The 13937-nt window shown below is 40.1% G+C and carries 9 protein-coding genes; 4 read left to right on the top strand and 5 right to left on the bottom strand.

Annotated features, from left to right (window positions below):
• Window positions 1-21 precede the first annotated feature (21 nt).
• On the bottom strand, window positions 22-708 hold the full coding sequence (locus KO525_RS07010; RefSeq protein WP_215963085.1) for a type 1 glutamine amidotransferase domain-containing protein: 687 nt from the start codon (window positions 706-708) through the stop codon (window positions 22-24).
• A 200-nt stretch (window positions 709-908) separates the two neighbouring features.
• On the opposite strand from KO525_RS07010, the gene KO525_RS07005 reads away from it, so the two are divergent.
• Window positions 909-1811, top strand: a complete 903-nt coding sequence (locus KO525_RS07005; RefSeq protein ID WP_215963084.1) for a LysR family transcriptional regulator — start codon at window positions 909-911, stop codon at window positions 1809-1811.
• Window positions 1812-1923: 112 nt separating this feature from the next.
• On the opposite strand, the gene KO525_RS06995 is transcribed toward KO525_RS07005, so the two are convergent.
• The 3 genes from KO525_RS06995 to KO525_RS06985 all read right to left on the bottom strand — a co-directional run bounded on the left by KO525_RS06995 (window position 1924) and on the right by KO525_RS06985 (window position 4957).
• On the bottom strand, window positions 1924-3381 hold the full coding sequence (locus KO525_RS06995) for a hypothetical protein (protein ID WP_215963083.1): 1458 nt from the start codon (window positions 3379-3381) through the stop codon (window positions 1924-1926).
• 232 nt (window positions 3382-3613) lie between these two features.
• Entirely contained in the window at window positions 3614-4264 is a 651-nt protein-coding gene (locus tag KO525_RS06990) for a DsbA family oxidoreductase (protein ID WP_215963082.1), read from the bottom strand.
• A 141-nt stretch (window positions 4265-4405) separates the two neighbouring features.
• The gene (locus tag KO525_RS06985; RefSeq protein ID WP_215963081.1) at window positions 4406-4957 is read right to left on the bottom strand and encodes a carboxymuconolactone decarboxylase family protein; all 552 of its coding nucleotides are present in this window, start codon (window positions 4955-4957) and stop codon (window positions 4406-4408) included.
• 210 nt (window positions 4958-5167) lie between these two features.
• Here KO525_RS06985 and KO525_RS06980 point away from each other — a divergent pair, with 210 nt between their 5' ends.
• The gene (locus KO525_RS06980; protein WP_215963080.1) at window positions 5168-5830 is read left to right on the top strand and encodes a haloacid dehalogenase type II; all 663 of its coding nucleotides are present in this window, start codon (window positions 5168-5170) and stop codon (window positions 5828-5830) included.
• Window positions 5831-5892: 62 nt separating this feature from the next.
• Here the strand turns inward: KO525_RS06980 and KO525_RS06975 are convergent, their stop codons facing one another.
• On the bottom strand, window positions 5893-6501 hold the full coding sequence (locus KO525_RS06975) for a TetR/AcrR family transcriptional regulator (protein WP_303520908.1): 609 nt from the start codon (window positions 6499-6501) through the stop codon (window positions 5893-5895).
• A 273-nt stretch (window positions 6502-6774) separates the two neighbouring features.
• On the opposite strand from KO525_RS06975, the gene KO525_RS06970 reads away from it, so the two are divergent.
• Together KO525_RS06970 and KO525_RS06965 are read left to right on the top strand one after the other, a co-directional pair.
• Window positions 6775-11820 (top strand): C39 family peptidase, encoded by a 5046-nt coding sequence (locus tag KO525_RS06970; protein ID WP_215963079.1) that lies wholly within the window; start codon window positions 6775-6777, stop codon window positions 11818-11820.
• A gap of 122 nt (window positions 11821-11942) precedes the next feature.
• Complete coding sequence (locus KO525_RS06965) at window positions 11943-13925, top strand: bifunctional diguanylate cyclase/phosphodiesterase (RefSeq protein WP_252736535.1); 1983 nt, start codon at window positions 11943-11945, stop codon at window positions 13923-13925.
• Window positions 13926-13937 lie beyond the last annotated feature (12 nt).

Here is a 13937-nt window from a genome sequence, read left to right as displayed (position 1 = left end):
GTGGTTATGTCCAAACGGTAATTAAACAATTGTACTTAACAGCTTCTGTGCCACTAGTACCGAACTTGCTGGATTTTGACCTGTGATAAATAAACCATCTTGAACAGAAAACGCATTCCAGTCAGCCACCTTTTGGTAGTCGCCACCACGTTTAATTAATTCATCTTCTAACAAAAATGGAACAATATCGGTAAGTTGCACAGCGTCTTCTTCAGTATTTGTAAAGCCTGACACCGCTTTTCCTTTAATCGCATATGCACCAGTAGCGTCTTTAACGTTTAAAAGTGCTGCCGTTGCGTGGCAAACCGCCGCAACCGGTTTATTTGCAGCAAGAAAGTTTTCAATCAATTTAATGGAATCGTTATTATCTGTTAGATCCCATAATGGACCGTGACCGCCAGGGTAGAACACAGCGTCGTAATCTTCTGCATTAACATCAGCTAATACGTGCGTGCTCGCAACAATGTCCTGTGTTGCCTTGTCTGCATAATATTTGATTGTTGCAGGGGTTTGGAAGTCATCTAATTCGCTTTTTGGATCAATCGGTGGTTGCCCGCCTAATGGCGACGCTAATGTCACTTCAATACCCGCATCAATAAATGCGTAATATGGTGCAGCAAATTCTTCAACCCAAAAACCTGTTTTTTCGCCTGTATTGCCTAAATCCGCATGCGAAGTAAGTACCATTAATATTTTTTTTGCAGTCATGTTGAGCCTCTATGTGTTCACTTTTTGAAAACGAATAACAAACTATTTTGTATCGTTGTTCTTGTTAGTTCTATTAACTTGGGTAGAGCTTACAGAACGCAAACAAAGCTGACAATGCAGACAAAACAAACATCTTTGTATCAATAAATGATACAATCTAAATTCAATTGTCTATGGCATATATGAAGTGAGCTAACCCATTGGATATTTCGTTTGATCAACTAAAAAGTATGGTGGTATTTGCCCAAGTTATCGAGCAAGGCACCCTAAGCGGTGCGGCAAAAAGGCTGGGCCTATCTCGTGCCGTGGTGAGTTATCATATCAAAAAGTTAGAGGCACATTTGGGCATAAAATTGCTCAATCGGTCAACACGTACCATCTCGTTAACCGAGGCCGGCAGCGACTACTATCAACATTGCCGGGTTATTGCCGAACAAGCCTCCGCTGCCAATCAACAAATCGAAAACTTAAAACATGAACCTGTGGGTCTTCTTAAAATAACCTGTCCAGTTAATGTTGGACTTCAAACCATAGTGCCGGCATTAAATGAGTTTAAAACCCTTTACCCTAAAATCGAACTCGATGTCATGTTAACTGATGAAGTTGTGAACATCATGAAAGAAGGCATAGACTTGGCAATTCGTGGCGCTCCGCTTGCTGACTCAGGGTTACAAGCCACAAAACTATCTACGCTTCGTACTTGCCTTTGTGGTGCACCGTCCTATTTTGAAAAGTTTGGTATTCCTACACACCCGACAGATCTTGATAAACACCAATGGGTTATCTATAAACTGACCTCTGGCACTTTGGAGTTAACCAAGGGCACACGGTCGTTTAGCATTGAAATGAAAGGCTCTATAAATACCAATAATGCTGCTGCAAGAACAGCCTTTGTGGAAGGTGGACACGGGATCGCTCGAATTCCAATATATGATGCTAAGCCCAAAATTCAACAAGGCTCGCTTATTTCCGTATTAGACGATTATGCGATGAACGATATTAATGTCTACGGCGTATTTCCACCCGGCGGCGCTGACTCAAAAAAGCTAAGGTTGTTAATCGATTACTTAAAAGCATACTTTGTGAAGCCCCTGTTATTATAAACAAAGGCGTAGCCACTAATTTATTAGTTATGGTTTAGGTTTAGGTTTAGGTTTAGGTTTAGGTTTAGGTTTAGGTTTAGGTTTAGGTTTAGGTTTAGGTTTAGGTTTAGGTTTAGGTCAATGTAAATACCATCGGCTTTTTCAACCAATCTTGTTTTGGTAAACCTGTTTTACGATCTTTTTCGCGAACTAACCACGCACGCACAGTAACCGTTAACTCACCAGCGCTGCTTTTAACAAAATTTAGTGTACAAAAGTGCTCTTTGGTTCGACGATTTAAATAACGTATATCAAACAAATTATATTCAGATGTGACTTTCCAGGGAGTTTCATAACTAATTTTACAGTTTTCAACACCTGGCACCGTTATCGGGGGGAAGTTTTTGAGTCTGGAGCTTCGTGTAATGTCGCTGGTTGCAATACTGCTCATACCGGACAAATTAGACATTGGAGAAGAGACAACTTCGATTAATTTATTATCGCGATTAGAAAATTCCACAGTTGAAATACGGCCATGATGTACATCCCCGCTTAGCACCACAACGTCATGTTCTGCGTCATGTAACGCTTTTATGAGTTTTTTGTATTGCTTTTCATAATACACAAAATTTCTATCGTCATTTCCCGACTGTTTTACCATAAGTGGCTGAGACAAAACCAATACGCCCGGACAGGTTAACCCCTTCACCCAATTTAGAATGTCTTTAAAATTGGTTTCCGGCATTATGTTTCTTGTCGTACGATAAGCTCGAAGATCAGCCAGACAAAATGACAATTCATTAGCGATGGTAAACACTCGAACAGGTTGACTTCGCTGCACATTTTTAACCCCATCTTTAGCGGTTTTTCGCCACGCATCTTTTACCGATGGGATCTTCAAAGCCTGGATAAACGGTGACAACCCTTTCACCAGCGGGTAGTTATTCCAAAACTCATGATCGTCCGATAAAAACCAAGTTGCGCCATTCCTAAATGCGCCCCTCAACGCCTGCCAATGCAGCGCATAATCGTTTGCTATTCGATCTCGTATTTCCTTCGGAACTAAACTGAGCGAATCCCAACCAATATCTAAATATACTTGGTCCCCCGTTAGAAATTTAATATGAGGTCTGTACGTAGACTCATCAAATTTAACTAAGGTTTCGTAGGCAAGTCCTACGTGTCCGCCATCAAATTCTTCATAAAAACAACTGCCAAGCCCAACCGTAAAACCGTTATCCATGTCGGCAATCGAATTAGGTAATGTGGTGAACGTACCCGCAGAGAGCATGATTTCAGGTTGCATACTTGGATCAGCAAAAACCTCACTGACCACTACTTCATAATCCTGACCCGGTAAAAGTCCATCGAAGGTGACTAACTTGCAGAAACGTTGGGATTTTATGTCGCTAAATGGTCTTTCCCATTCGGCTTTTAAAACAGATTGGGTAGCAACGAGTTGAGAGTTTGTATCGGTGATCTTAACGTTTACTTTGATAGGTTTCCGGCAATCATGGAACAAGGTGCCCAACCAAATATTTACGGTTTGTTCTGTGACTTCGTGTACGACTAAACTCCATCTGTTTTTCATATTAGTTTCCTTACTGTTTGCCACTTCGATTGTATGTTTTTCATACAGAGTGTCAATGTCTTATTGTTCGGCGTGTATGTATAATTCAAGCGGCATTTTGAGGTTTTGAGGTTTTAAACACGAATGACGTCGTGTTTAAAAAGTAGAGTTAACTAAAACTAGCATTAAAAAGGCCGCTCTGTAAGCGGCCTTTTACTTATGTCAGCTATCATAAGTCACTAACACAGCAATGTTAATTGCTAATATTAAGTTCTTTTGCGAGAAAACTTTTGAATGTTTCTACAGGGTGGGCACCTGCAATGCCACTCGATTGATTAAAGACAAACGTAGGTACGGACGTCACACCAATACCTTGCCAAAATTTTTCATGCTCTATAACCGCTTGAATCGTGTCGTCACTGTCTAATGTTGCCATCGCCTCGTCAGCATTTAAACCAACGGCAGCAGCTTCTCTTCTAAGCACATCACGGTCTGACACGTCTTTGTGCTCGGAAAAAAATGCAGAGAACAAACGTAATTTCAGCTCGGTTTGTAAGCCATACTCTTTGGCGTACTCTAACAAAATGTGATTTTCGCGAGTATTAACTATCTTCATATTATCGAAATAGTCAAAACTGAAACCAACTTCCTTGCCACGGTTTGTCATATCAATTCTAAACTGAGCACTACTTTGTGGCGTTGAGCCGTATTTTCTTGCTGAGTGGGCCCGTAACTCTTCCCCTTCAGGTGGCATATCAGGATTGAGTTCAAATGGCTGCCACTGTATCTCGACCCTATCTGCAACATCCAACTCGGCAATTGCTTGTTGCAAATTTTTGTAACCGATAATGCACCAAGGACATACAACATCAGATATGATGTCTATTTTCACTTTATCCACCATTAACACTTTCCTTATAAAACCAACTTAAAGCGCATTTAAACACGTAAATTGTCTAAATATCGTTAAACAAACATTAGGCTAAAAACACAAATTGATAAACGTGTGCATCATGTTGGGAACACGTTTATCAGTGGAAGTGGCTTACGATTTTTCCCAACCAAATGGTTGAAAAGGTGCATCTAGTGGCGTGTTTGCAATGTGATTTGTATAGTTACTGATCACTTTTTGAGACAAGCCTAGAATGATTTCTAGCACTTGTTGCTCACCGTATCCTGCCGCATAAAACGCAGCAAGTTCTTCAGGAGTGACATGACCTCTATGACGGACAATTATTAATGTCATGTCTAATAGTGCCTGTAACTTTGCCGTAGGTAATGCCGTTTGGTTACGTAATGCTTCAGTTATCGCTGGATCAACTTTCATTGAATGTGCAATCGCCGTATGCGCAGGGACACAGTATGTGCAGCCGTGTTCCACATTAATGCCCTGCCATACAACTGTAAGTTCTTCAGCGTTAAACGACGAATCCATAAACAACTGATGTAATGATTGATAGGCTTTTAATGTACTTGGTGCAGATGCCAAAACACCGTGTAGATTTGGCAACATGCCATTGGTTTTTACGGACTGCTCTAATACAGGCTTGCTTTCAGCAGGTGAAGATTCAATTGTATGTATCGTTAATGATGTCATTATAATTCCTAATTTTTAGCGATTTGAATAGAACGGCTCGGACTGAAGCTTCGACCTAATAATAAGCGTCAAAAACATTTTCATACCGACCGGTACATTATAATTTTCCCGAATTATACCGACCGGTACGATAAAGTCAATGATGAATTAGTACAAAGCGCTATTTAAATCTATTACTATGCGTAAATCGCTTTTAAAAAGAGGTAGAAGATGAAACCAACACTTGCTTTTGACGTATACGGTACGTTAATTAATACCCATGGCGTTGTAGCGCTTTTAGAAACTTATATGGGTGAGCATGCAATGGTGTTTTCAGAGACTTGGCGAGCTAAACAACTCGAGTATTCTTTTCGCCGAGGCCTAATGAAGCAATATGTTCATTTCTCGATTTGTACCAAAGACGCCTTAGCCTTCACATGTGAACATTTAAACCTTCATTTAACCCAAGCGCAGCAAGACTCGTTACTGCAAAGTTACAAAACCTTGCCTGCTTTTGATGATGTTAAAAAATCACTGTTGAGACTCAGTGAACGCTTTACGTTAATCGCATTTTCTAATGGCGAGCGTAGTTCGGTCGAAAGCTTACTAAACTATGCCCAAATAGATTCATTATTTAACGACATCGTATCGGCAGATGAGATCAGTACATTCAAACCAAACCCAGATATCTATCAACATTTATTAACTCGAACAAACTCTAAAGCGGGATCAACTTGGTTGATATCGAGCAATCCGTTTGATGTTATCGGCGCTAAGTCCTTTGGTTTACAGGCGGCTTGGGTAAAACGAAGTGATAATGCTGTATTTGATCCCTGGGGCATTGAGGCAGATTGTATAGTCAATAGCTTAGAGGCGCTATTTCAACACAACTGAATCTTAGGTGCGGTCATAAATAATAAAAACAGGGTTAACGAACAACAGAATAGATGAATATTCTAGTGGAGCTGAGTGCTTATGCCCGCAAGCACAGCGTCGACACTATATTCAAGTTGAGCTTTATCGACACCTGAACGGGCCATAGCTGCGGTACCTTTTAGCGTCGTGTACAAACACAAGGCATTCTCTGCCGCCTTAGTGTTCAGGCCAAGCTCTATTGACTCCGGATCCGTTTTAAATAATTCAGTGAAAATTTGCTTTGGTATTGCATCCGCTTGTTTTAACAAAGTTTCAGCTTCTGCAGGAATTTCGCCGCTTTCGAGTTCAGATTGGCATAAAACGAGATAACAGCCTTTGGCTCCGTCATCGCTGCATTGCATCGATACAACCGACATCATATGATTTTTTAAACGTTGTTTAAGGCCAACTCCCTCTGCAAACAACAAGTCTAAATGGGGTTTCATTTTAGTATCGAGATAACACTGAGTGGCTTTTACAAATAAAGCTTCTTTATTGCCAAACGAGCTGTACATGCTTGGCTTGTTAATGCCCATACGTTGAGTTAAGTCAGTTAACGACGCACCTACATAACCCTTTTGCCAAAAAACATCCATCGCAGCATTTAAGGCGGTGTTTTCATCAAATGCTTTTTTTCTGCCGCTCGCCACAATGTTCCCAAACTTATTTATTCAAAGAGCTTAAATTGTACCTACCGGTATACAACGAGTCAACTATGGGCGATATCGACTCAATCTAGATGCATTTCCCACCTTAAAAACACTCTACATAAACGACGTTATAACAAACAAAAACATATATTTTATAGTGCTAAAGCATTGTTCTGGTTAACTTATCAGTTGATGTTTTAATTTATTCGCAATACCTATACACTCAAACAAAAATTATTTTATGCGTTTAAAGTCAAGATTAAGGGAATGTAAATGACGACAGTTGCAGTAGAAAAAGAAGATGAGCAATTAAAAACTGCTGTAACAAAAACTAAGGCGTTATTGAAACAAGGTCTTTACACTGATGCCTTAACGTTTAGCACAAACCTCTGGGGGCCAATAGACAGTTGGCAACTCATTGCGCAACGTAAAATTGCCAGTGCCATTTATGCGCATTTAGGGGGGGACAGAAACGCTGAGGCCATCTCGCTAAAACTCTATAGACAATTTCCAGATAAAGCGGAACAACTTAAAGATCATTGGTACTACTTACTTAATAAAGACGGTTGCATATTAGCCAAAGAGTTTTTTGACCGGACAAAATCCCAAATAACCGAGCCCAAAGATGAAGATGACATCATTGGATTTGAAGCCATTTTACAACGACTTTTTCATAACTACGAACAGTCTGAACAACTAATAGAAAAAGGCCGGCAAGTCACCGATAACAAGGCTTGGTTTGAAATATTGCATATTTCAAACCTCATTGCTCAGGATCAATTTGAACAAGCTTATAATGTCGCTAAATCCCTATATGAATCCGAGCCTAAAGTATCAACTTTACGTGCCTATTTTAATTCAGCTCAGCACGCTAAAGGCCTAGAATTTGCGATCGACATTTATTGGCGTGAACTGCCAAAATTTCAATCAGCGTCAATGTGGTTAGACTGTGCAACAAGTTACGCCGAACTTTTAAATTGGCCACAATGTGAACTCGCATTACAAAAATATGATGCGCTAAAAATAGCAGAAGACCGTCAAAGCAAACGCAACTATTTAATATTACATGGCCAGTGTTTACTCGCAAAAGGTGACACTGAACAAGGCCAACAGGTGTTAAAGCAAAGTAAACAGTACTACTGGCAAGCGGTTTGTCGCAACATAGACACGTTTAAACAAACGGCATTAGGAGCCAAAACTAACCAAAACACTGACCAAAACGAAAACATCAATGAACACGTCAGTGCTGGTAAAAAAATTCTCGATGTGCCCTTTTACCGACAAAAACACCTGACTTGCGCACCCACTACAATGGCAGCGATTGCGAGTTTTTTTGGCAAGCAATATGACTCTGAGCTTATCGCTGAAGATATTTGTTTTGATGGCACGCCAGACACCAAAGAACGACAATGGCTCAGAGACCATGATTTTTCATTTGCAGAGTTTGAATTAACAAAGCCACTTTTGATTAACTTAATTGATCAAAACATTCCTTTTGCTTTAGTCACCACATCGGGCTTTAGCTCTCATATGCAAGCCGTAATCGGCTATAATTTGCCCCACGGCAGCATGTATATCATGGATCCGAGTTCGCCTGCGATGCAGGAAATGTTGATAGACGAAACCATAGAAAAAGAATCGTTTCTTGGCGCTCGTTGCATGGCTTTTGTGCCAAAAGAAAACAGTCACACATTAGATTTTATCGATACAACTTGTCGTCACATATTCCCAATTCAAGATCAATATCAACTCGCAAGGCAAGTACAAGACGCTGACAAAATGACAAGTGTGTTTGAGCAAATGAAAACTATTGCGCCTGATCATCGTTTGACCCAAATTATGGAACGCGATTTGGCGTGTTTTTTCAACGATACCAAACTGATCCAATCCGCCAACGACAAATTACTTGCCATAGCCCCAAATGAAACCGTATTACTTAATTCACAATATTTCTGTATCCGTGACTTAGGTGACCGTAAAGGCGCGTTAAAGTGGCTTAGTGATTATTTAGACAAAAATCACAATCTCGACCTTACAGAAACCCTATTTAATGAAATATGTGACACTTCAGAAAACCCCAAATTAGTAGAGAAACTTTTATTAAGATTAAAAACTATTGGATGCAGAAGCGCTTCGGTTTACTACTCTATCGGCAATTATTATTGGGCAATTCAAGAGTTTTTAAAGGCCAAAGAATATTACTTTATTAGTCACTGCATGAGCGAAACTAACGCGGTTTATGTAGAAAACTACTTTAAAATGGCCAACATTTTAGGTGAAAGTGAAAGTGCCCTTTCTTGGTTACAAAGACGCGTAGAAAAGTATCAAGAACGTTCGGCCTCACCCGCAATTTCACTTTACCACGCCTATTGCATTATCAATCAAAAAGCCAAGGGAATTGAAGTACTGCAAAATGCGTTAACCATGCATCCAAAAGACAGTGACTTGGTTTCAACACTCGCCTTTGCCTTAGCCGACGTAGGAGAAATTGAAGCCTTACAAGCACTAATTGAAAGTAAAAAAGACGTCCTATCCGAACGTCTAAGGGTAAAATTAACTGCCCGGTTAAATGAATTACAGGGATTGATGGAACAAGCCTGTAACTGTTATTACCAGTTATATTCTGACGCCCCTTTTATCACTGACATTGCCAACCTATATTTCCAGAGTTTAAGTAAATTTGGGGCAACTGAAAAACTCAATCTAGAGTTACAGTCACTCATTAAACAACACCCTAAAATTTCATCTGTTTATGTCTATGCGGCCAACTGGCATAACGATCCTCAATTTCTTGTTGATAACCTAGTCACTGGGTTAGCGTTGCGACCAGACAATTGGTTTTTGCATCAAACGTTAATCAATGCATATTTGCAATTAAATCAATATCCAGAAGCGTTAAAACAAGCACAAGAAGCATACCAACGACATAATTGTGGACCATTCCAAACGGCGTTTTTAGCTAAGTGTTATTACTATTGTAACGACTTCGAACAAGCAACACAGCTAGCAAAACAAGCGTTAAACATCGATGTTGATAATAGCGCCGCTCTTTGGCTGATCACGGCAACCACTTCGAGTCGCGAAGAAAAGCAAAACTCCCTCGCCTTTGTTAAACAATTGCTCTTAAAGCAACATTCAATAGACAGTGGAATTTGGCATTACTGGCATGAAGGACAACACTTACTGCCGGAAAGTGAATTGCAAGATTTTGTCGACATGTTGTTAGTTCGCTATCACAACGAGTGGTTTACATACTGCATCGCAGCGCAGTTTTACAGTCAGTTTCATAAGATGGATAAAGCCATTGAGATCCTTAACACCGGTCAGGAAAAGTTTCCGCTAATTCCAAGAATGTACAGTGAACAAGCCGATATAGAGCTTGCCATTGGGGATATTTCAGCAGCGATAGAGAGCACTAAAAAGGCACTAAAGATAAATCCATCTTGGGACACAGTTGCCAAAAAACAATCGGAGCTATACGAAAAACAAGGCAACCTAAATCAAGCATTGCAAACCATAGCGGATTGCTTAAGTCACAATAGTCTTGACGGTATACTGCATGGCTTTTACGCTGATTACGCATTAAAATTAAATAAAAAACAAGAAGCCTTAACTCATCTGAAACAAGCCATTCGTTTTAATATTGATTACCCGTGGGGCTGGGAGCAACTTCAAGAAATAACGGCCGAATTAGGGGTGCCTGAGCAAGCATTCGAGTTAGCAAATGAACTCACGACTCATCAGCCACATTTAGCACCAACATGGCGTTTCAAAGCCTTTTTAGCCGATGACAGACAAACTAAAAAGCGCTGCATTGAACAGGCGATTCAATGCGATCCAATGGATGAGTCCAGCTACGCCCAACTGTCGCAATTATATACACGACAAGGTGAATTTACCGCTGCGATAGACCTACTCAATTCAACTCCCTGGGGAGAACAATTGCCCGTGGAATTAGCCACTGCGAAAGCTGAACTATTATCTCAAACAGGTAGAGACGATGAGGCCGCGACAGTACTCTATCAATTATTGTTTAATAAAAGTGGGTTAATTCAAGCTTGGCAAAAACTCTATGGCATTTTCGATCGACTGATTGAACACGACGATAAATCTAAATTACGAGCGGTTGAAGCTGCACAACGGCACATTACACTAAACCCACACGACCCAGACGTTTTGTGCGTTGCAGGAGAACAAATTTTAGCCTACGGCGATAAACAAGAAGCTACGGATTGTCTAAAACGAGCTTATGAACTTTCACCGAGCGATGAATATATCATGCTGACTTACGTCGACCGATTAGTCGACTTGGCACAGTTTGACGCTGCCCTGACATGCTTAGTTGAATATGAAAAAGTTAGCTTGGTAAACTTTGCCCTCGCAAGGAAAGTAAATGTATTGACCCAACTTCATAAAATTGATGAAGCTCTTGACGCCTTTACGTTGCTAATAAGCAACCACTGCGATATATACGGCACCTTGCACCATGCATATAAAAGTTTAAACAATCATGTTCCATCTGAAAAACTCATCGAACTGTTGAGTCTGCAACTTGAAAATTGTGGCCGCATGCAATCGAGTTTATGGGCAGATAAGTTTCTTCTGCATAATAAACGCAAACCGGTTAATAAGTTACTCGTACAAATCGAGGCCATTCAATCGCAACCCAGTTGGGCCGGCGCATTTTCAAGCATTCTCGACTATCTACATGAAAAAAGTGAAATACCAGACGACAAAATGATTGCAGATAACAAGTCTCGTTTACATCAAGATGACCAGTTAGTCATGAGGCTAATGGATGTCTATATTCAAGCGGGTCACTATTATAATGTGATCCATTTATTTGATGGAATTGACGACCTATCAAAATTACCAATGGCAGGATTTTACAATTATGCAGTTTGTTTATTAATGCTCGACAGAGGCCAAGATGCCAGCCCAATTATTCATCAAGGACTGCAAGTAGATGCCGATCACACTTTGCATAACTTGTTAGTGTGGAGTCATGCCGATAACTGGATCCAAACAAATCAAATTGTCCCCGAAGAGCTTAATTTAATTGACCAAAGAGAGCTTATCGCCACCGAACAATACATATTTGATGCGCTAAATCTTATGTCTGACTTAGCGAAAAGCGAAAAACACAACAGCATTTTAGCAATAAAGCCCAAACTTAACGAACTTAGAAATAGGTATAAAGTGGTCGCGGGGATGACCGTATGTGATGGCTTTCATCGCAAATGTAAAACCGCAATTAAAGCCCTTATTGCACCGCAAGGAATTTGGCAAAAGTTGCAACTTAGCTGGCTACTTAGATAGTGCTAAATACAATGGAATAGCATATTTTTACAAAACCGTCATTTTAATTATGCAAAACGCGCTTTTTATTAAATTTAGGCTATGGTTAAGGTCATAGTCTAAATAGAAGTAAGATTGTTTTTTTGAACAAAAATAATTTGGAATTAAATAAGCACGTCGAACAAGACGCGGCTGTGCTGTTATATGGTAACGCCATTTCTGGCATTTTAATCACTTTACTCACCTCCAGCTTTTTAGTTTTTGCTTTTGACAACCCGCAAACCGCCGATTTCAAAACAGTATGGTGGCCGATAATGGCAGCCGTCCTTTCTCTTCGATTTATTGATGCTATGTGGTGGAATTTTAAAGAAAAAAACACCGACTTTGACGGAAAAAAAGCAATCACACGGTTTATTATCGGGGTTAATTCAACCGCTATTGTATGGACCACTTATCTAGTTTATGCCACAACACATAGTAGCGGTATAGAATTGACCACCACCGTTATTACTGTCGCTTCAATGGCTGGTGGTGCGGCAACGATACTTGCGGCTCACAAATACACTTCGATGTTTTATCCGGTTATTTTGCTCGTCCCCGGCGCCATTGGTTTACTTTTTTCCGATATAGAGGCATTACAACTCCTCGGTGTCCTCGGTTTAGCATTTGGCTTTGTTATGTTGGCAACATCAAAAAAATCGGCTGATTTCACGCGAAATGCATTATTTTTAAAAAATGAAAACGCGGTTTTAGTGCACCGGATGGAAGAAAAAGTAAAACAACGTACTCAAAAAATCTATGAATTATCCAATTTGGATCCCCTTACCGGGCTATACAACCGCACGGCATTTTTAGACGCGCTAAAAATGATGGTATCTAAACCAATAGAGCCCTTCTCATTGCTGTTTATTGACCTCGATGGCTTTAAAAAAATAAATGATTCAATTGGGCATAAGGCTGGAGACCAAATTCTAAAGAAAACAGCCAATCGCCTTAAAGCCTATACGTTAGAGTCACAATTGTTATGTCGTTGGGGCGGTGACGAATTTATTATCGTGTTTACCAATACCCGCCAATCAAGTGCCATAGAAAAATCAAAACAATTAATAGAAAAGCTGTCTGAACACCACAAAATTGAAAACAGTGTTTTATCGGTAGGTGCAACTATTGGTATCGCTTTGTACCCAGAACATGCGACAACTGAAGATCGCCTAATTCAATTAGCCGACATGGCAATGTATTTTCAAAAGAAGCAAATGCGCTCTACCGTTGCAGTGTTTTCAGAACAGATGGAAAAACTTTATTCCAAAGAGTTACGTTTAAAAAACGGTTTGACCAAAGCAATCGAACAACACCAACTCAGGATAGTGTACCAACCTATAATCCGCTCAGAAGATAACACAATAGCGGCATTTGAAGCCCTACTTCGATGGCGAAATGAAGATGAAAACATACCACCTGATGAGTTTATTCCCATTGCTGAACAATATGGCCTCATTCACGAAATCGGCGCCTGGGTACTCAATCATGCTTGTCAGCAAGCGAGTCAATGGGGCTTAGGACGTAACGTAGCTGTTTGCGTGAATGTTTCAGTGATCCAATTTCAAAATGAAAATTTTATCAATGTTGTTGAAAATGCTCTTTTAAACAGTGGGCTGCCGGCAGAATTATTACATCTTGAAATAACCGAGTCAGTTTTTGCTGCCGATTTCGACTCAACATCTAACCTGATAAAACAACTTCAAAGAATGGGAATTAAAGTCTCTATCGATGACTTTGGAACAGGGTATTCATCGCTATCTGTATTGCAAGATTTAGCGGTAAATATGGTCAAAATAGATCGTTCATTTGTCGCTAAAATGGATTCAAATGGTGCAGCCATTGTGACTGCCGTTATCAATATTGCGGACTCTTTTAACTTTTTGGTCATCGCGGAAGGTGTCGAAACAGAAAAACAAACTAATGCCCTTAAAAAACTTGGAGTGCAATATCTTCAGGGTTATTTTCATTCTCGCCCGTTAGAGGTGGAAAATATCCCAAGTTATCTCCAAAGTGGCGTTTCACCTTCTACCACAAATCTGTCGCATCAAGTTGACCAACGTGGTGAGTCAATTGAAATCAACTAACTTTATTTCAAG

Origin of the sequence: Psychrosphaera sp. B3R10, from assembly GCF_018861025.1 — a bacterium.
In the GTDB taxonomy this organism is placed as follows: domain Bacteria; phylum Pseudomonadota; class Gammaproteobacteria; order Enterobacterales; family Alteromonadaceae; genus Psychrosphaera; species Psychrosphaera algicola.
Note: the sequence above shows the minus strand (reverse complement) of the source record. Positions and strands in the feature narration are given on the sequence as shown.

Coding starts and splice junctions, on each gene's coding strand:
- KO525_RS07010 (WP_215963085.1), bottom strand. CDS start 708: ATGACTGCAAAAAAAATATTAATGGTACTTACTTCGCATGCGGATTTA.
- KO525_RS06995 (WP_215963083.1), bottom strand. CDS start 3,381: ATGAAAAACAGATGGAGTTTAGTCGTACACGAAGTCACAGAACAAACC.
- KO525_RS06990 (WP_215963082.1), bottom strand. CDS start 4,264: ATGGTGGATAAAGTGAAAATAGACATCATATCTGATGTTGTATGTCCT.
- KO525_RS06985 (WP_215963081.1), bottom strand. CDS start 4,957: ATGACATCATTAACGATACATACAATTGAATCTTCACCTGCTGAAAGC.
- KO525_RS06980 (WP_215963080.1), top strand. CDS start 5,168: ATGAAACCAACACTTGCTTTTGACGTATACGGTACGTTAATTAATACC.
- KO525_RS06970 (WP_215963079.1), top strand. CDS start 6,775: ATGACGACAGTTGCAGTAGAAAAAGAAGATGAGCAATTAAAAACTGCT.